Raw genomic sequence first — 19,945 nt, 5'->3', positions numbered from 1 at the left:
ACGTCATTATTCGCTACCCTTTAATGCATGGATCACAGGTTTGTTAATGTATTGACGCAAAGGAAAGTAGCAGGCAAATAACGACAGCATGCTGATCATCGCTAAGGTCACTATAAACACCGGCAGTAATTCTAAGCTGATGTAGTGGCTGACTTGCTCACTAAAACCAACGGTTAATAGAGACAACACGCCAACACTCAGCAGTACGCCCAAGAATATTGCACTGGCATTGTCTTTAATAATCAATTTAATTAAGTCGCTTCGTTTAGCGCCAATGGCCATGCGTGTTCCAATTTCAAAACGGCGCATTTGGGTGCTGTAACTTAAAATGCCATACAGACCAATCGCTGATAAAACGAAGGTAATAACCGTGAGTGTTGCAGTAGTAATTGCCGCCGTATACTGGCTAAATAATCGTTGAGCCTTTTGCTGTGCTAAGGTTGAGAATTCAAATAAACTGATCGATTTACTGGTCGATTTAATCGCAGACACTAACTGTTCTCGCGTTAACGTTTGATTGTCTTTTAGTTTAATCAGTAAGTTAGAACGACTTAAATTAGGCATGTAAACACGCGTTGGAATAGATGTTTTTCCCGGCAATTTATGATCGTTAACGATACCTATTATGGTATACGCACTAGGGCCGCCAAAAGAAAGATGCTTACCGAGCGCTGCACTTAAATTACCTTGTTCCTCGGTAACTAATTGCTTGGCGAGTTGCTCATTAATAATCAGTACTGGCGCTCGGTCAGTAAAGTGACTTTCAATGAAGTTATCGCCCATTAATAAATTCTGTCCCATTAATGAGAAATAATGACTATCGACGCTTTTACCCAGCGGTAATACGGTTTGATTAGAGGTTACTTCGGTTAGCGACCAAGTACCTTCACCATCGGTTAACGGTGAACTATTTCTACTCGCCACACTCACTTGCGGTAATTCTGAAATTTTTTGTTGAATCTCTGCGGTAATAGCAGAGCTCTCTGCGCGTGTTAATTCAACGGCATCAGATTGAGTAAGTACTACACTGCTTAATTGCTCAACGTTCATCACTGACGGATCGTAAATAGTTTGTAATGAGGTTTTTAATAAATTTATATTAATAAAAAGTAATACGGTAGCCACGGTAACTTGACTGATCACTAAGAAAGTACGCATCCCTTTCGACACTTGCAGCCCTGTTCCTTTACCGCTGGTTTGAATGCTGTTATTTAAGCGACGTAAGTCTATCGCTCGGTAACTTAACAAAGCAAATAGAATGGCTAAGAGTAAAGAGGTTATTACCGCGCTGGTTAAGGTGAATAAGCCAAGGCTTAGCTCATTAACGCGAGGCAATACCTGTTGCAAGTTTGTTTGTAATACCTCAAAGCCTGCTTGTGCAATAAGTAGGGCTAATAATAATACGCCAAACATCAGCAGAAATGATTCAGCAAAAAGTACACTAAAAAGGTCTTTACGTTTAGCACCAACCGCTGCACGTAAAGCTAATTGGTTCTTTTTTTCAACCGTGCGTGACAGTTGTAAGTTAGCGATATTAATAAACGCGATGGCTAACAAGCCAATAACGCCTAATAACAATAAATAAGCGCTACGGCCACCATCACCTAAAATTACTGATTGAAATGACAATAATTTCACTTCGATATGCCAGCCTTTGTTGTAGCCATTTTGGTCGATATTCTCTTGCCAGGTTTCATTCACTAGCTGGGTAACTTTCGCTTGCGCTTGTGCAACATTTTCATCTTTAGCAAGTTTGCCAATAAAGGTTAAGTTATTCGCCCTATCCCACCAACGTGCTCGATACGTTTCGCCGCCAGCATTAAAGTTAAAAGGTAGCCAAACTTTGGTTTCTCGGCCAATGGTTGATATTTTAGGTTCAATAAACGCTGACGACAAAACACCAATAACCTGAAAACTTATACCACGAAAAGTCACTTTTTCATCGAGAATATCCGTTGCTTCAGCAAAGTCATTCACCCATGTTTGATAACTTAATACCGCAACAGGAATATTACTATTAATGTGCTCAGACTCAGAAAATGGTCGCCCTATAGCCATACTTGCCGCAGTAAGATCAAACCATTCAGGGGTAACATAGGCGGTTGATAATGTTGGCTGCGTGGCGAGTGACGTTAATACTTCATCGTCATAAATTGATAAAGCCACTTGGTCGAAAACCTGCTGGTTCTTCTCTTGCTGGTACCTGTATAAATGCACGAGACTCGGGTAACTAAAAGCAGTAACATTTAAAGCGCCAGCAGCATCAAACTGTTGGCTGTCGGCACGGTATAATCTGTCTTGATCAGGATACGGCAAGGGTTTAATTAGCATTACATAGGCCAGTGTTAACACACATAACAAAGCACCTAAGGTAATGCCCATGGTGGAAACAACACTAAAAACAAAGCCTGGTTTTTTCTGAAGGCTTAAGAAGGCTTGTTTTAATTGATAGGTAAATAGATTCATTATTCACTGCCCTTTAGCGCATGAATCACTGGTTTGTTAATAAACTGCCGTAATGGCAGATAGCAAGCAAGAGATGAAAGTAGAAATATAGCGCCCAGTGTAATAACAAATAACGGCAAAAGTTCTAAACTAATATAAGTATTTAAACTGTCACTAAAACCAAGATACAAAACAAGTAATACAACAAAACTTACCACTAAACCAATGCCTAATGCGCCAGCATTATCTTTAAAGACTAAGCTAACAATATCTTTACCCTTTGCACCAATAGCCATGCGAGTACCAATTTCAAAACGACGCATTTGGCTAGAATAGTTAAGAATACCGTACAAACCTAAACCTGATAGTAATAACGTTAAAATAGCCAATACTAGTGTCGTAACGGCTGTAGTTACTGAAGAAAATAATCGACGGTCTTTATATTCATTGAGTGATGTGAAGGTGAATAAACTTAATTTTTTATCAACGCTTTTCATCGCACTAATCATTTCATCACGATTAAAGATTTGCCCTTGATGCTGTTCTATTAGCAACATATTTCTTGCCAAACTTGCGGGGTAATAAAAACGAGACTCGACTCTCTGTATGCCAGGCATATTAATACTTTTTACAACACCAATAACTTCAACACCATTTTTGAATTTAAAGCCAATCGCACTGCCATTTGGCGCTAATCTTTGTGCAAAAACATCATTAACAATCATCACGCTTCTGTCGTCTTTAATATCTGCAGCACTAAAGTTGTCACCTTCAATAATCGCTTGTTTGAGCATGCTAAAGTATTGATCATCAATATCTTTCCCTAGCACGGTATAACGATTGTCTGTTTCCATAGCTGTTAATGCCAAAGTACCAAAGCCTGTGGGTCGCATCGCTTGGCTTACCTTTTTTATTTTCGGATGAGCTAATAACTCAGCTTTAAGGGCGGTGAGTTTTTGTGCTTTTATCTCGCTTTCAACATTGGGTAATGCCAATACCACCGAGGTAATGTTATTTGTTTGATAACCCAAAGGTTGGTTTACTAATTCACTGGCGTCTTTATACAAAACGACATTAATAAAGACTAAGGCGGTTGCTGTCGCTATTTGACTGCTAATTAAGATGTTTCGCACACGCTTTGACACTTGAATACCAATGCCTTTGCCACCTGATTGCAAAGTAGCGTTAAGCGCATGATAGTTAATCATTTTCAAACATAAATGTGAGAAGGTAAGTGTTAACAAGACTAAGAGTAAAATAGAAGCTGAAAATGAAAATGCATTGAGTTCAAGTTCATCAATGCGTGGTAGAAAATCACCAAGGTAATATTGTAAAACACCAAAACCAACAAAAATAACAACCTGCGCGAGTATAATAGCAGCAAACATTAATAGCCCTGTTTCAGCTAAAATGTTGCGAAATAATTGTGCTTTAGAAGCACCAACAGCAGCAGAAATCGCAAGTTGTTGTTGACGTTCTACTGTTCGTGAAACAAATAAATTGGCGATATTAGCGCAAGCGATAAACAGTAAACCTAATGATCCAATCAATAATAAGTAAACACTACGTTCACCATCGCTCACAATAAAAGATTTTAATGTTTGTGTTTCGAGTACGATCGACCAATTTTTAAAAAAGTCATGACCCGATACCTTACTTTGCCAATTCTCATTGACGACCTTTGTTAGTATTTGATCAATTTGTGGCTTGGAATATTCCGCATATTGCTTATTCAGCTTACCAACATATATCAAACCGCTATCATCATTTCCCCAACGTTTTCGTTCTCTTTCACTTACCGAATTATAATCCCAGGGAAGATATAACTCGGTTTTAAAACCAGCGCCGGCGAGTGGCGCTTCAATGTTATTTTCGGCGAGTACACCAATAATTTGGTAGTTATTTCCGCTTAACGTCAGGCTTTTTTCAAGTACATTGATGTCACCATTAAACTTATTTTGCCATGTTTCATAAGTTAAAACGGCAACGGGGTTATAACTGTTAACTTTTTCACTTTCTTCAAATCCTTTCCCTAACGCCATTTTGGCAGAGAACAATGAAAACCATTGCGGCGTTATAAATGATATTGCCACCATGGGTTCGCTTGGCAAGGAAGTAATGACCCCACCATCAACATACATTAAAACACTCTGCTCAAATAACGATTGCTGGTTATATAAATGCATTAGATTAGGGTAAGTAAAAGCGCGGCCATCAATAGCATTTTCATTACTGATTAATTGATGTTCAACATTATATAAACGCTCTTGGTCAGGATACGGTAAGGGTTTTATTAACATGACATACGCTAAGGTCAGCACACATAGTAAAGCACCTAAGGTTACGCCCATGGTAGAAACTACACTGAGCACAAAAATCGGTTTTTGCTTCAAGCTTAAATACGCTTGTTTAAGTTGATAGCAGAATAAGTTCATTTGTTAAGTTTTCCGTTGATCATAATGTAATATCTGCCGTCACCCGGAACTTGCCTACACGTATGTAGTTGCTTAGGTTTAGTCTGGAACATAAACCTGTGTTTCAGGCAGTCTCTATCGTCATCCTGAACTTGTTTCAGGATCTGGTTTTTAAACTTTTCAACAACTTTAGATACTGAAATAAATTCAGTATGACGGTACAAAGTACTTATTGAGTTAGCCGATTTACCCGACTAGTTTTACACCCGGTGAGTGTAAAATAGCGCCATCAAGAAGTTGTACTTTAGTACGCGCCATATCTGCATAGCGCGGATCATGCGTTACCATACAAATAGTTGTACCCGCTTTATTTAATTGGTCGAGTACATCCATAACTTGGTCAGCACTTTTTGAATCAAGGTTACCCGTAGGTTCATCGACTAATAAGACGGCAGGGTTTGCGACTAGGGCACGAGCAATAGCAACACGTTGTTGTTGTCCGCCCGAAAGCTGATTAGGTTTGTGGCTAATTCGATGTGACAAGCCTACTTTTTCTAAACATTCTATGACACGCTTTTTAATTGTCGCGTTATTAGGCTTATCTGCATGGTAGCGTAATGGAAGCGCCACGTTGTCGAAAACTGAAAGCTCGTCTATTAAATTAAACGATTGAAATATAAATCCAATCTTTGCATTTCTGACTTCTGCAGCTTGATCCAGCGATAAGTCAGTTACATTGACCCCTTCAATGAAATACTCTCCACCGCTACTCACATCAAGTAAGCCCATAATTGATAAAAGTGTTGATTTACCACAGCCAGAAGGACCAGATATTGAAACGTAATCTCCTTTATTAACGGTTAAGTTAATTGATTTCAAAGCATGTGTTTCAAGTTCTTCGGTTTCAAAAATTTTACCGATATTTTTTAATAATAAAATGGCTTTGCTCATGTACCTATCCTTTTGTAATTTTATGACTCAATTATAGAATCGAGATTTTTGCTGTTTTATAGTTATTTAAATCTGAAATAATAAATTGGTCGCCTAAGTTGGCTCCCGCACTTATTTCAATAAATCGTCCAGTTTTTTCTCCAAAACTTATGTCGACTCTTTTAGCTTCGGACATTTCTTTATTAAGCTGGTACAGCGAAGTTATACTATGCGCTTGCACATTGGCAGGTCGGTCTATGTAGTAAATGTTTTTCAGCACTTTAGCCGTTATCACGGCATCAATGTTTTGTTCGGGCCTTGCACTTTTAGGCAGTTTCCCAGAAAATGATATTTCAACCTCGACGGTGTTTTGGTCAACAATAGGGTCAATACGCTTAACTTTTCCCTTAATGAGTTCTTGTCGGGTATCAACGATAACGTTCTGACCAATTTTAACTAATTGCACTTGGTTTTGTGGCACACGGATTAACGCAATTAATTCGGTAACACTACCAATTAAGGCGACTTCTTGCCCTGCAGACAAGCTTTGTCCTAAATTTACAGATAAACGTTGTAGCACACCGTCAAAGCCAGCCTTTACTACTAATTTATTTTTCCGGTCTTTAGCGATTGTTAGTCTTTGTTCGACTTGCTTAATACGTTCTAATTGTATATTTATCGCTTCTTTATGTACTTCTTTAAGCTGTTCATTACGTTCTTTAAAAATTTCGATTCGTTCTTTTAACTGATCTTCACGCAATATGCTTTCTTGATAGTCTATTTGTTTGACAATACCGCTTTTTACCAATTTATTTTGTGCGGTTAACGTTAAACGAGCCCCTTTGTGCTGTGATACAAGTTCTAAATAACTAGACTTTTCGGTGAGTGTTTCGCGTCTTTGGTTTAATTTTAGTTGACGTAAATTGGCTCTTGACTCAGCTACTGAATATTCAGCACTTTGCACTTGTTGCTGCAGTTCTGGGTTCGCTAATTTTACGATTACACTTTCTTTGGTAACAGTCGCGCCAGGTTTTAATACGATTTCTTCAACCGTTGCTTTGGTGAGGGTAGTAATTAATTGCAACTTATCTGAGGTTAACTTGCCGTATCCTTCTAAGGTAACGTCTATATCACCTTGTTTGACTGTTGCGAGTAGTAGGTCTTTTCTCGCTAGGCTGACATTATTAAGTGAAGCTTTCGCATAACTTACCAATATAATAACAATAACAACGGCGATCGTTACCATTAGTCCTTTGTTATTGAGCAATGTCTTTTTAGGCTTCTGTTTTAAAATATCCACATTATTCTCTTGGCTGTTGCTTAACCGTCTTTCTATATTTATTGATATAGCGAATTTCGTGCCAATAATATTTCCCATACAAATCAATACGAAACATTAAATCAGCAAACCAACTTTCGTACTAGTTCGATAATGAACTCAAAAACTTTCGTTATTGATGTGAAGTAGTTCGGTGATTCCTTTTTACTTCATAATTTGTAGCCATTACAATTAATACTTTATTTTTATTTGGGATAGACTCTTGCTGAAACATGTTCTTATTTGGGATTTACCTTTACGACTTTTTCATTGGCTATTTGCCTTTACTGTTATTGCCTCTTGGTACACTTCTGATCAAGACAATGACCTGATTGATATTCATATGAAACTTGGCTATTTCGCTTTAGGCTTACTTGTTTTCAGAATTTTGTGGGGATTCTTCGGTACTAAACACTCACTCTTTAGCTCTTTTGTTCCAACACCTAAGCGCCTTATTAACTACATTGGTGATCTAAAAAACAATCAAGTTAAAAATAGTAGTGGTCATAATCCATTAGGCAGTTTGATGGTTTTTTTGATGATTTTTCTCATCAGTTTACAGGCAGTAAGTGGCTTGTTTATCAATGATGATGTATTTTCTTCTGGACCTTACTACGATAGTGTTAGCAAAGAAGTCGAACAAGTTATGATGTTTTTACATCACAATGTTTTTGACTTTATGATTGCAGCCATTGCTATGCACCTATTGGCAATCGCCTATTATGAACGAATAAAAAAACAGTCGTTAATACTGCCGATGATCACAGGAAAAAAGCTTACCGCTAAAGTAGATAATAAAAATGTAATCAAACACTCTAAGTTATGGATTGCGCTTTTAATTGTAATAGTGGCTGTGGTTTTTGTTTATTGGCTGGTTGTGCTTAATGCACCGGTTATAGAAGAATATTACTACTAATACATTTGTTATTTTAACAATAGGTGATTAGAAGATTTTTGCACCACTGAAATCACCTATTAATTTATGTTAATTAAACCCGAAACCATCAGACTTCAAAGCCGTTAAATGGTGACGGGTTAAGCACTATTCTGCTTTAAAGTCATCATGGCAGCCGCCACAGGTTTTACCTACACCACCAATCGCTTTTTTAATAAGACTTTCATCTCCACTTAAAGCTGCTTTTTGCAAATTAGCCGATGCTTGTGTTAAGTCATCAATACGTTTTGAAAATGCATCTGGTTGTTCCCAAATTTTGTCGAGTGCTTCAGTCTTCACTTTATGTGCCGAAGTGTTCGTGCGGGTGTAGTCTGCAATCATCAGTGATAATTGATTAATGCGTAAAGCATGCGTTGATACTTTTTCCGCGTCAAATTCAATTTTTCCTTTAGCCATGCCGCCTAAAGGACCCATGTTGCTGCCCAATAAACTAAATATTGATTGGCGTAAGTCAGTCGCTTTTTCTGCATGTTTTAAAGAGCTTGCTGAGTTAGCGATTGCACCTGTAGCTAATACAGTAAAAATACTCGCGGCTACTACTTTTGTAAATAATTTCATTTTATTTATTGTCCTTATGGTAATTTTTATCACTATAGCAAAACTTCTCTATTAAATAACAATAAATATTTTTCCAAATCAACTTGTTGTTACAAACAGTTTTATCGGGTTAACTTACTCAAATAAACAAAGGTTCATTTTCGAACTAATACCTAGTTCATAATTGAACCCGCTGCTAACCTTTGTCAATAGTGGGTTTAGGAAGAATCATCATTACGGTAACTCCTTGTTGCTGTTGATCACTCTCGTTATTATTATGCAGTTCCATTACCCCATGATGCTGTTCAATGATATTACGACAAAAGCTTAACCCTATTCCTTGACCTTGTGGCTTAGTTGAATAGAGCGGAACAAATAAGTTGTTCATGTTAGAGAAACCATGACCATCGTCGGTAATTTCAATAATATAATATTGATCTTCTAAAGCAAGGCTAACCGTTATTTCTGTGGCGCCTGCCTCTTTAGCATTTTTAAATAAGTTAATAAAAATTTGTTCTATAAATTCGCCATCTGCCCAAAATTCATTAACACGCGCGTTAAGGGTAATGTTTATATCGGTGAACAAACCTGACACAGATCTAATCACATGCTCTACAGACAACCACTGGCAATTTATTTGTAGCTTTTGTGATAACGACGAGTATCGGTTCACAAAAGATTGTAAATGCAAACAACGCTCGGTAATAACACCAAGCACCATTTTGTCTCGTTCATTGCTTGCTTTATCTGCTAGCGTCTCTGCCATTGAAGATACCGGTGTTAATGAATTACGGATCTCATGACCGAGTACGCGAATGATTTGCTGCCAAGCATTTAATTGGCTTTCTCGTAATGCGGGTTCAATATCAATAAAAAGCAGCAGTTGATGATTTTCACCATCATCTATAAATTCACTGTGACGTATTTGCCAGCGATTTTTTTTCGCTTGGTCTATGAACTTCCAGTGTCCTTCATTGTAATATAAGCCCAATAAATCGGCAGTGGCGTGACGAAACATTTGCCATGGTTGCTTAAACAGATAATAAAAAGCTTCGTTACCAAGTGTAAGTTGTTGTTTTTCATTAAATATTAAAACTGGTGTATCTAACTGTGAGATCAATTGATAAACCAGAAAAGCCTGCTGATCATAATGAGACTTTTGTGTTTGTAACTTTTCACTTAGTTTTTTCAATTGCTGATGAAATTCGCTAACCTTACCCTTTGGGAAAGTTGATTTTCCAAATTGGTTATAATCTTCCTGAGTAATGGCATCTAAATGTAAAGAAGCACGGGTAAAAGATCGCATCACGCGCTGCTTTATTGACAAAGTAAAGCCAAAACAAATCGTAAAAAGCACTAATTCAATAATAACAATCCACTGCCACTTTATTGTTAAAAGCCATGAAATATAACCAGTTAACAACAAAATAACAGTACAGAGTATGGCAAGTTTTTTTTGTATATAGCTTTCTAGAGAATTAGTTTTTAGCAAGGCCATATTTCTCCACACGTCGATACATCGACGCTTTTGTTAAACCCAGTAATAACGCCGCTTGAGGTATATTTCCTACGCTTTGTTTGAGCGCTAATTTAACCATAGCAACTTCCGCTTCAGCTAATGTCATTAATGGTAATTGATTACTCGGCTCATTATTTTGAAGCACATTGTTGGCTAAGTTTTCGACTGCCCCCGCAGGACTGACATTTCTAATGTGCAAATCTTCTGCCAATAACTGTTCATGTTCAGCTAACAAGACTGCTCGTTCAACTAAGTGGCTCATTTCTCTCACATTTCCTGGCCAATGGTAATCAAGCATAGCTTGCTGTGCACCATGCGATATAGAGCGAGCAGGCCGTTGATATTTTTTAGTGAATTTATCAACAAAGAATTGCGCTAACAATAAAACATCTTCCGTGCGTTCTTTTAACGACGGTACTCTAAATTCAATCGTATTAAGACGGTAATATAAATCTTCTCTAAATAACTCAGTACTTAGTAACTGAGTAAAGTCACCATTAGTCGCTGATATTATACGAGTATTTGTTTTTTGTGTCAGGCTTGACCCAAGGGTTTCGTATTCTCCATTTTCTAATACACGTAGTAGTTTAGCTTGTTGGGAAAGTGGAATATTGGCGATTTCATCCAAGAATAAAGTGCCATTTTCAGCGAGTTCAAAACGCCCAATACGGTTTTGTTTGGCATCAGTAAAAGCGCCTTTTTTATGGCCAAACATCTCGCTTTCAAACAGTGACTCGCTGATAGCACCCATATTTACGGAAATAAAAGCTTCGTTATTACGCGGTGATCCTTGATGAATAAAACGAGCAAGTTCGCTTTTACCTGTGCCATTATCACCGGTTAATAAAATACTGACATCGGTATGTGCCACCGCTTTTACTTTTTTCAATAATTGCATCATAACGGGTGATTGCCAGACATAATCGTCACAATTTTCATTGATAAGTTGTTGTTTTAATTTTTTATTTTGACTTGAAAGGTTTAAAAGATTGAGCTGCTGCGCCACAGTATGCAATAAGTGTTTATTACGCCACGGCTTTTCAATAAAGTCGTTAGCACCTAAGTTCATTGCTTTTACGACTAGGTCGGTGTTGGACCAAGCGGTCATTGCTATTATTGGTGTATGTCCAAATGAAGAGTTTTGTAACCAGGTAAGAAAAGCTAAACCTTCTTCACCAGACGTTGTGTCTAATTGATAGTTCATATCAAGCAATATCAAGGATATAGCATGGTTTTTTAATTTCACTTGTGCAACTTGAGGGTTGTCGGCTTCAATAACGGTGTAGTGATGATCTTCTAACAATACCGCTAAACTTAGACGGATATCCGGACGGTCATCAATAACTAAAATACAGGGCATCTACTGATATTCCTTAGATAAATGTAACGAAAGCAAGATTATCTTAATAATACTTTCGGTGCTGAGCTTGCCATTTCGGCGCGCACCCAGTCAATAAAAACCTGAATACGTTTAAGCTTAGCTGAATTGGGATCGTAGGCCAAATAGCGTTTCCAAATCACTGGATGCTTAATTTTAAAAGGCACAACTAATTGCTTAGTCTGAATGTATTGTGAAAACATTGCATTGGCAGCAAGTGTAACGCCATGACCACTTAATACCGCATTTAAGGCCATGTCGCTCGAGGTAACTTCTGTTTTCTTAGTCATGTTTTCAAAGCCTTTGACGCCTGCATGCTCAAACCATTTATCCCAAGTAACTACCTGCTCATTAGCTAAGCTAACTAAGGTGCAGTCTAGGAGGTCTTTGGGGCTTTGAAGCCACATGTGTTGTAATAACTTGGGGGAGCAAACGGGATAAACAACGTCTTCACCAAAATCTTCCATAACGAGATTGTCAGCGTTGGACATTTGTTTTTTAACACCAAAGCGTATCGCCAAATCTATATGTTTTTGTTGTAAATCTTCTTTCTGATTTGAGCCTAATATGCGTACATTAACATCCGGGTGTACTTGAGAAAATTTATATAAACGAGGCATTAACCATAAAGAACAAAATGCTTGTGTTGACGTAATCGTTAAATCGCCAGCAATATCTTCTTGTTGGATACTGTTAAGCCCTTTTATTAATGTGTTAAGCGCTTGATGTGTCGACTCATACAAAGTCTCGCCGCTTGGCGTTAACAACATTTTACGGCCGGTACGAACGAATAATTTTACGGATAAAACATTTTCCAATTGCCGCATTTGTTGGCTAACCGCCGCTTGAGAAACAAACAACTCTTCTGCCGCTTGACTATAGCTTTTATGTCGAGCAGCACTTTCAAAGGTACGCATTGCATTTAAATACTTGAGTCGTTGATCCATTTTTACTTATTGCCCATAAGCTTAACTTATATTAAGTGTAAGTTTATATCATTGGTTTGTCATTTTTTGTTTTGACAGAATAGTCTTACACCCACAAATAAGGATAGATAATGGAAAAGCCACAAAAACATTAACCACTGATAATAATGAAATAAACAAACCATTTACTGATGAAAATAGTAATGTACTAAAAAACAAAACAGCTACAATTCAACAACGTTTAACTATTATTTCAAATAATTTAAACTTATGTCTTTTAATTCATTTTAAATAATGACTTTCGATAAAAAATTTTCGTAATAAACTTTTACATTTTACGATGAACCAACGCTTTTTACTTTGGTCTATACTCGCAACAATAAAAACTAATAAATGATTCTCTAAGGATAACCATGAAAGCTCTTAAAACACTATTTGGCGGATTCATCGCCTTGACCTTATTCGCTGCGACAGCGATTGCAGCACAAGACAGTAAATTTGAAGAAGGTAAGCACTATAGCGTTATATCTGAACAAACGACCAACAAACCTGAGCTGCGTGAATACTTCTCTTATTACTGTCCTGCGTGTCGCGCTTATGAGCCCTATTTAAATGAATTCGAAAAGATATTGCCCAATGGGGCTAAGCTAGAAAAAACGCACGTGGACTTTATGCAACAAACTGCGCCAGAAATTCAGTTTATGCTAAGTAAAGCCCTTATTATTGCCGAGAAAACGGCTATTGCTAAAAAATTCTCTCCTGCCATTTTTAACTATTTACAGACCGAGCGTGCAACGATAAATAGCGAAGAAGATATTCGTAACATTTTTGTATTGAGTGGCGGAGATGGTGCTAAATTTGATAAAGGCATGAAAAACTTTAGCATTATTAGTGAAGCTAAGCGTAATAAGCAGACTCAGGATAAGTTATCAGCAGCTCGTCAATTAACCGGTGTTCCGACTATGGTGGTTAATGGTAAATATTTGATAAATTCTAAAGCCCTTGATGATAAAAACTTTTTCGCTGATTACACCGCATTAGTAGCACACTTATTTACCTTGTGATCATTACACAAAATTCACTGCGTTTAGCGTTATTAGCGTTATTAGCGTTATTAGCGCAGTGAATTTATCTGAAATCAGCTTAACTATCTACGTGTATATTTGTTTTTGGGTCCTGAACGTTTTTTAGCATCACTATACTCACCTAACGCTTTTTTTCTATCGCGCTGTTTTTGGCCACCTTTACGGGTGGGCTTTTCTGTTTTTGTTAAGTCAGGTTCATAACCAGGATACCATTGCTGTAATAAGCGCGTATCGAGTACTTTTTCAACCGCTTCTAATAACCATTCTTCGCTAGGGCTCATCAACGAAACAGCTACCCCTTCATTACCTGCTCGACCCGTTCTTCCTATTCTATGAATATAATCTTCAGCAATATAAGGGAGTTCGTAGTTAATGACATAGTTTAAGTTTGCAATATCTAAACCACGAGAAGCAACATCGGTAGCCACTAAGGCACGGGTTTTTCCTTCTTTAAACTCTGCTAAGGCTTTTTCTCTTGCGCCCTGAGATTTATCGCCATGAATCGATTGCGTTTTAATGCCGTCTTTACACATTTCTTTTGCTAAAGCATCAGCCGTTACTTTAGTTCGAGTGAAAATAAGGACTTGTTTCCAATTCTTTGAACCGATTAAAAATGAGGTTAATTCACGCTTTCGATCACTATCAACGGTATAAAGGATTTGCTCTACTTTTGCCGCCGCAGCATTTCGCTCACTGACTTCAATTAACTCAGGATCGGTTAATAAGTTTTTACTCAGTTTAAAAATTGCATCGTCGAAAGTTGCTGAAAACAAAAGGGTTTGGCGCTTAAGTGGTACCCGATTTAAGATACGGTCTATCTCATCTTTAAAGCCCATATCTAACATACGGTCAGCTTCATCAAAGACTAAAAATTCCAGTTCCGTTAACGCTAAAGAGCCATTAATAATATGGTCAAGCAATCTTCCGGGGGTTGCCACTAAAACATCCACACCTTTGTTTAATGCAGTGATTTGTGGGTTAATACTGACACCACCGTAAGCAACGGCAATATTGAGTTCTGTGTTTTCAGCATAACTAACAAAACTTTTATAGACTTGTTGAGCAAGTTCACGTGTAGGCGTTAACACTAAAGCTCGAACAGGACGATTTTCAGGAAGTGTTGCCATTAACTTTTGTAAAATAGGTAAAGCAAAGGCCGCTGTTTTTCCTGTTCCTGTTTGCGCTCCAGCCATAATATCTTTTCCAGCTAAGATCGCAGGAATAGCCTTTAACTGAATAGGGGTGGCTTCATCATAACCAAGTGCTTTTACAGCGTTGGTTAGGCTCTTATCTAATGCTAAAGAAGTAAAACTCATGTAATTAACGCTGACCTTTGGCTGATTGATTTTTTTGTTTGTTTTTTAGTTCTTGTTCAAGCTCATCTGGGTAAAAAACTAACCCTTGCTCATTTTGACTAGGAAACACCACTAAGGCTAATTCGTCGTCTGCCAGTCCATGCGACCAGTGACTAAACCATTTACTTAATGAAATAGCTTCTGCCTGACATTCTTGCCATTCATCTGTGGCCCAAGCTTGCGCAAATTCTTTATTTGGCCAGACAGGTACGCAATCTTCATCTTCGGTATTAAGCATCACACAGCCGTGCTCGTCTTTTAATATCCAAATTTCATTATTTACGACAACTTCTTTCAGAAAGTAATTTGCTCGTTGAGCATCATCGTAATTTAAAACGAGTTTGATTTGTTGTTCGTCTAGAGCTTGCACTATAAAATATTCCTATCAGATTTTGTATTAGGTAGCATGACTATTCCACAAAAATTTGCATTTCTTCGCCAATGAGTTTGCGCATTTCCATCAACTTTATCGCTGACTCATGTTGTTTAATATCTTCTGGTGACTCTGGGATCCACGTTGGTATTTTTTCAGACTTACCGTTCTCGTCAACTGCAACCATTATAACAATGCAATGAGTGGTCAATGTACGATTAAGGAACTTTGGATCACAGGCATTAACTTCTAATGCAATATGCATTGATGAATTACCGGTGTAGATCACCTTAGCCTCAACTTCAACTAAGCTACCAACATGAATTGGAGCAATAAAACGTATGCCACCCGCATAAGCAGTTACACAATAGCGACCACTCCACCCAGCTGAACAAGCATAAGCAGCTAAATCGATCCATTTCATTACCGCCCCACCATGAACTTTACCACCAAAATTTACATCTTGTGGTTCAGCTAAAAATCTAAGGGTGATGTCTCTTTGTGGATCGTTCATGCTTTAACTCTCTTAAAAAATATTAATGGGTTACCCTTGTGTATGGATACCCTTTCAATTTAAAATTTTACCATTGTATATATTCTACTAGGTATACCAACAATCATCATATTAAAATAGAAATATATCCGCCTAACAATTGCAATCAATAAATCTAAGAGGAATATAATGAAAATTTGGGTCGATGCCGACGCTTGTCCTGCGGTAATTAAAGATATCTTATTTCGTGCGGCTGACCGTGCAAAAATTGAAACTATTTTAATTGCCAATCATTTTCTAAAAATGCCACCGTCCAAGTTTATTTCCTTTGTACAAGTAAGTTCAGGTTTTGATGTGGCTGATAATGAAATTGTTAAACGCTGTACTGCACATGACTTAGTGATCACTGCAGATATCCCGTTAGCGGCAGAAGTCGTAGAAAAAGGTTGTTTGGCTCTAAACCCTAGAGGTGAACTTTATACCAAAAGTAATATTAGGCAAAGACTCAACATGCGCGACTTTATGGATACTTTACGCTCTAGCGGCATTCAAACGGGTGGCGTTCCGCCGATTAGTCAAGGTGACAGACAAGCCTTTGCAAATAACCTTGATAAATTATTAGCCAAAAGAATCTAAGGCTCATTAAGAGCCTTAGTTTATTAATTAGCGTGAAGCTGAGTAAGGGTCGCTACTATTTTTAGGGGCGGTACTTACTGGATTTTTACGACGGCCACCTGCATTTGAATCTTTATTCGCGTTACTATCATTTCTATGACGAGGGTTTTTACTTTGTGGCTTATGGCCTCGAGCATTATCTGCAGAACGTTGTCCGTCATGATGTTCGAATTTAGCCTTTTTAGGTTTATTTACTTTCAAAGGTCTTAGCGGGCGTGACTCCAATAAAACATTAAAAGGTTCAAACCCTTCGATAACTTCACGTGGAATATGAGTTTGTATAAGGTGTTCTACATCATTCAATAAATCAATTTCATCTGAGCACACTAAAGAAACAGCTTTACCGCTGGCACCTGCTCGACCTGTTCTACCGATTCGGTGAACATAGTCTTCTGCTACATTAGGTAATTCAAAGTTAACAACCTGTGGTAATTGGTCAATATCAATACCACGTGCCGCTATATCTGTGGCAACTAAAACATTCACTGTGCCATCTTTAAAATTGGCTAAGGCTTTTGTTCTAGCCCCTTGGCTTTTATTGCCATGAATTGCTGCAGCTTTTATACCTTCAGCTTCTAGTTGCTTCGTTAATTTATTCGCTCCATGTTTAGTTTTCATAAACACTAAAACTTGTTGCCAACCATTATCTTTTATTAATGCGGTTAATAGTCCAGCTTTTTGTTTTTTATCAACCGGATATATTACCTGTGCAACTTTCTCTGCTGTGGTGTTTCTTGGGCTAACTGAGATCTCTACAGGGTTATTTACTAATCCACGTGCTAAATCACGGATATCTTCTGAAAAGGTTGCTGAAAATAAAAGGTTCTGGCGTTGTTTTGGTAATACCGATAAAACTTTTTTAATATCACGTAAAAAGCCCATATCTAGCATTCTATCCGCTTCATCGAGTACGAGTATTTCAAGTTGTTTAAAACTAACCGCTTTCTGATTATAAAGATCAAGAAGACGACCTGGCGTTGCTACCAATATATCGACACCTTGTCGTAAACGCATCATTTGCGGATTAATTTTAACACCACCAAAAACAACAGTAGCCGTTAAAGGTAAATACTTACCGTACATTTCCACATTTTCGTATATTTGCGCAGCGAGCTCTCGTGTAGGCGTTAAAATAAGGGTACGAACTTGATTAGCTTGTGGTTTATTGCCACCGGATAAGCGTTCCAAAATTGGTAGAGTGAATCCTGCTGTTTTTCCTGTTCCCGTTTGTGCTGCTGCCATGACATCTTTCCCACTTAGTACGGCGGGAATTGCTTGTGCTTGAATTGGTGATGGTTCGGTATAACCTTTTTCAGCAATCGCTTTTTGAATCGGGGCAGATAAGCCCAACGAGGTAAAACCCATAGATAAATCTCTTTATAAAAAGTGGAAGTTAGCCAATGTACAGCGGCGTTGCAGAATACAGTATAGCTATTATAAGTGCAATTACGAGAAGGGTTATCTGCAAGCAAATAAGCTATATATCCTAATATTTAATTATTGTCAGTTGCAGAGCTAGACAAGTGGTTTTAATTCCGCTAAAAGTCTCTACAGTTAAAAGAATATTCAAGGGAGTTTATGAACAAGATTGAATACAGCAAGATGCGTTTTTTAATCGTTGAAAGTATCAGCCAATCACGTGATGCATTGAAATTATTCGCTAACACACTCGGTACTCTTAGTGTTGATACGAGTAACCGCGCCTCAGATGTATTAACACTATGTGAAAAAATTCAGTTTGACGTTATATTATTAGGTTATGATCTAGGTGAAGATAAAAAAAATGGTCAACATATTCTTGAGGAATTAAGGTCTAAAAAGTTTATCTCACGTCATTGCGCTATTGTTATGATAACCGCTGAGGTTTCACAAGCTATGGTGTTAGCTGCCCTCGAACATAAACCCGATGAATACCTTGCTAAGCCATATACGCTTAACGATCTTAGCATTCGATTAGCGCGATGTTTCGCTAAAAAAACAGCCATGCTTGATATATATAACGCTATGGATAACAACGACTCCCAACAAGTTATTTCATTATGCCAAGATATTATCTCCATAAATTCAATTTATAAAAATGAATGTTTAGGAATTCAATCTAGGCAATACTTTGAGTTAAAACAATTTGATAAGGCCCGAGATATTTACCAGACTTACGCTTGTTCTCCTAATTGTCAGTGGGCTGCAATTGGCCTAGGAAAGATAGCATTACTCGATCATGATTATGACTTGGCCGTTGATTGTTTTAATACGGTAATAGAAAATAATCCACTTTATTTGTCAGCTTACGATTGGCTAGCCAATACCTACCAATTAAATAAGGAACCTCTGTTAGCAGCAGCCATTTTAGAAAATGCTTTGGTTGTTTCACCCCTTTCTGTACCACGTCTAGAAAAATATGCAGACTTATGTTTAACAAATGAGAACTTTGATAAAGCAACACAAGCTTTTGCTAAAACTGAAGCGCTTGCCTTTCACTCTGTTCATAGAAAACCTGATAACACCTTACATTTTGTCGAAGCGCTACTTGAGTCCATGACAGATCTAGAACCTCAAAAATCGCGCAGACTAAGTAACAAAGCCTTTAAATTACTGACCGATATGGTCAGAGACTTTAATACCATAGAAATTAAGATTCATAGTAAATTATTGGCCGCTAGGTTGTATGATAAAATTAAAGATCCAAGGCTAGCTAAAGAGGCATTAAAAGAAGCTGAGTTGTTACTAATCAACTGTAAAAATCAAATATCACCAGTAGGTACAATTGCAATAGCCAAGTCACTCATTGCTATGGGAAAGAAGTCTTATGCTGATAACCTACTAACTGAGCTAGCTCATGTAAATCATGATAATTCCCCAATACTCACACAAATAAACACTATTGCAGATAAGCCTTATGGTGACCAAGAAAAGATTGCGGCACAAAGCGCATTAGAGTTAGGTGTTAGTCTATATAAGAAACATAAATACGGTTTAGCGATTGATAAACTCAATACAGCACTGGTTCATTTTCCTAATCACACAGGGATTAAGTTGAATTTATTGCAAGTGTTACTTGTTTCGTTTGAAAAAGATAATGAGAGGGTTGGCGATCTAGCACAGGCTGAGATGTTAATTAAAGCATTAACCTTGATCGATTCTACAAGTGAGTTTTATATTAGATTTAAAAAGTTAAGTGATAAGTATTCAGATATGACAAAAATTAGCTAAGCGCTAATATCATTGAATAATAGGAGATTTTTTTGAATAAAGTGGTGGAGGGAGGTGGATTCGAACCACCGAAGGCTGAGCCATCAGATTTACAATCTGGTCCCTTTGGCCACTCGGGAACCCCTCCACGGGGCCGATAATTCAACTTGTTAGTTGCATTATCTTAAACAGCCGCTTAACAATACCATTTAAATGGTTATTATTAAACTTAATTAGAAGCCTAGCAATGTCCTACTCTCACATGGGAACTCCCACACTACCATCGGCGCTACTGCGTTTCACTTCTGAGTTCGGAATGGGATCAGGTGGTGCCACAGTGCTATTGTCGCTAG

At 37.7% G+C, this 19,945-nt stretch carries 16 protein-coding genes, 1 tRNA gene and 1 rRNA gene; 4 read left to right on the top strand and 14 right to left on the bottom strand.

Annotated elements, in window-relative coordinates; all coding sequences use genetic code 11:
- Nucleotides 1–6: 6 nt before the first annotated feature.
- The 4 genes from H4J66_RS03215 to H4J66_RS03200 all read right to left on the bottom strand — a co-directional run bounded on the left by H4J66_RS03215 (nt 7) and on the right by H4J66_RS03200 (nt 7,089).
- On the bottom strand, nt 7–2,466 hold the full coding sequence (locus H4J66_RS03215) for an ABC transporter permease (protein WP_182170521.1): 2,460 nt from the start codon (nt 2,464–2,466) through the stop codon (nt 7–9).
- The gene (locus H4J66_RS03210) at nt 2,466–4,880 is read right to left on the bottom strand and encodes an ABC transporter permease (RefSeq protein ID WP_182170518.1); all 2,415 of its coding nucleotides are present in this window, start codon (nt 4,878–4,880) and stop codon (nt 2,466–2,468) included. The genes H4J66_RS03215 and H4J66_RS03210 overlap by 1 nt, the downstream gene beginning before the upstream one ends.
- A 225-nt stretch (nt 4,881–5,105) precedes the next feature.
- Nucleotides 5,106–5,810, bottom strand: a complete 705-nt coding sequence (locus H4J66_RS03205; protein ID WP_182170515.1) for an ABC transporter ATP-binding protein — start codon at nt 5,808–5,810, stop codon at nt 5,106–5,108.
- 31 nt (nt 5,811–5,841) lie between these two features.
- Nucleotides 5,842–7,089: an HlyD family efflux transporter periplasmic adaptor subunit gene (locus tag H4J66_RS03200; RefSeq protein ID WP_310650616.1), complete on the bottom strand. Its 1,248-nt coding sequence runs from the start codon at nt 7,087–7,089 to the stop codon at nt 5,842–5,844.
- Between the two features lie 241 nt (nt 7,090–7,330).
- On the opposite strand from H4J66_RS03200, the gene H4J66_RS03195 reads away from it, so the two are divergent.
- Nucleotides 7,331–8,023: a cytochrome b/b6 domain-containing protein gene (locus H4J66_RS03195; RefSeq protein WP_220463186.1), complete on the top strand. Its 693-nt coding sequence runs from the start codon at nt 7,331–7,333 to the stop codon at nt 8,021–8,023.
- A gap of 126 nt (nt 8,024–8,149) precedes the next feature.
- Here the strand turns inward: H4J66_RS03195 and H4J66_RS03190 are convergent, their stop codons facing one another.
- From H4J66_RS03190 to H4J66_RS03175, 4 genes are all read right to left on the bottom strand, one after another.
- Nucleotides 8,150–8,620, bottom strand: a complete 471-nt coding sequence (locus tag H4J66_RS03190; RefSeq protein ID WP_182170509.1) for a cytochrome c — start codon at nt 8,618–8,620, stop codon at nt 8,150–8,152.
- A 175-nt stretch (nt 8,621–8,795) separates the two neighbouring features.
- Nucleotides 8,796–10,097 (bottom strand): PAS domain-containing sensor histidine kinase, encoded by a 1,302-nt coding sequence (locus tag H4J66_RS03185; RefSeq protein ID WP_182170506.1) that lies wholly within the window; start codon nt 10,095–10,097, stop codon nt 8,796–8,798.
- Entirely contained in the window at nt 10,078–11,478 is a 1,401-nt protein-coding gene (locus H4J66_RS03180) for a sigma-54 dependent transcriptional regulator (RefSeq protein ID WP_182170503.1), read from the bottom strand. Before H4J66_RS03180 ends, H4J66_RS03185 begins: the two co-directional genes overlap by 20 nt.
- Before the next feature lie 38 nt (nt 11,479–11,516).
- The gene (locus H4J66_RS03175; protein ID WP_182170500.1) at nt 11,517–12,443 is read right to left on the bottom strand and encodes a LysR substrate-binding domain-containing protein; all 927 of its coding nucleotides are present in this window, start codon (nt 12,441–12,443) and stop codon (nt 11,517–11,519) included.
- Between the two features lie 392 nt (nt 12,444–12,835).
- Between H4J66_RS03175 and H4J66_RS03170 the strand changes: the two genes are divergently transcribed.
- Nucleotides 12,836–13,486 carry a thiol:disulfide interchange protein DsbA/DsbL gene (locus H4J66_RS03170; protein ID WP_182170497.1) on the top strand — a complete coding sequence of 217 codons (651 nt, stop codon included), beginning with the start codon at nt 12,836–12,838 and terminating at the stop codon, nt 13,484–13,486.
- Nucleotides 13,487–13,569: 83 nt separating this feature from the next.
- Here H4J66_RS03170 and H4J66_RS03165 read toward each other — a convergent pair whose 3' ends face one another.
- The 3 genes from H4J66_RS03165 to H4J66_RS03155 are packed head-to-tail and all read right to left on the bottom strand — an operon-like array spanning nt 13,570 to nt 15,749.
- Nucleotides 13,570–14,823 carry a DEAD/DEAH box helicase gene (locus H4J66_RS03165; protein ID WP_182170494.1) on the bottom strand — a complete coding sequence of 418 codons (1,254 nt, stop codon included), beginning with the start codon at nt 14,821–14,823 and terminating at the stop codon, nt 13,570–13,572.
- Nucleotides 14,824–14,827: 4 nt separating this feature from the next.
- Nucleotides 14,828–15,235, bottom strand: a complete 408-nt coding sequence (locus H4J66_RS03160; protein WP_310650617.1) for a DUF2750 domain-containing protein — start codon at nt 15,233–15,235, stop codon at nt 14,828–14,830.
- A 37-nt stretch (nt 15,236–15,272) separates the two neighbouring features.
- Nucleotides 15,273–15,749, bottom strand: coding sequence for an acyl-CoA thioesterase (locus H4J66_RS03155; protein ID WP_182170488.1), 477 nt, complete (start codon nt 15,747–15,749; stop codon nt 15,273–15,275).
- A gap of 168 nt (nt 15,750–15,917) precedes the next feature.
- Between H4J66_RS03155 and H4J66_RS03150 the strand changes: the two genes are divergently transcribed.
- Nucleotides 15,918–16,364: a YaiI/YqxD family protein gene (locus H4J66_RS03150; protein ID WP_182170485.1), complete on the top strand. Its 447-nt coding sequence runs from the start codon at nt 15,918–15,920 to the stop codon at nt 16,362–16,364.
- A 27-nt stretch (nt 16,365–16,391) separates the two neighbouring features.
- Here H4J66_RS03150 and H4J66_RS03145 read toward each other — a convergent pair whose 3' ends face one another.
- Nucleotides 16,392–17,768, bottom strand: a complete 1,377-nt coding sequence (locus H4J66_RS03145; protein ID WP_182170482.1) for a DEAD/DEAH box helicase — start codon at nt 17,766–17,768, stop codon at nt 16,392–16,394.
- 213 nt (nt 17,769–17,981) lie between these two features.
- Between H4J66_RS03145 and H4J66_RS03140 the strand changes: the two genes are divergently transcribed.
- On the top strand, nt 17,982–19,613 hold the full coding sequence (locus H4J66_RS03140) for a response regulator (RefSeq protein ID WP_182170479.1): 1,632 nt from the start codon (nt 17,982–17,984) through the stop codon (nt 19,611–19,613).
- A 42-nt stretch (nt 19,614–19,655) separates the two neighbouring features.
- Here the strand turns inward: H4J66_RS03140 and H4J66_RS03135 are convergent.
- Both H4J66_RS03135 and rrf read right to left on the bottom strand, forming a co-directional pair.
- Nucleotides 19,656–19,740: transfer RNA gene (locus H4J66_RS03135), tRNA-Tyr, on the bottom strand.
- Nucleotides 19,741–19,831: 91 nt separating this feature from the next.
- Nucleotides 19,832–19,945 (bottom strand): 5S ribosomal RNA (rrf, locus tag H4J66_RS03130).

Origin of the sequence: Colwellia sp. MB3u-55 (genome assembly GCF_014076785.1) — a bacterium.
Classification (GTDB): domain Bacteria; phylum Pseudomonadota; class Gammaproteobacteria; order Enterobacterales; family Alteromonadaceae; genus Colwellia_A.
The sequence above is the reverse complement of the archived record's forward strand: the minus strand, read 5'-3'. Positions and strand labels throughout refer to the sequence as shown.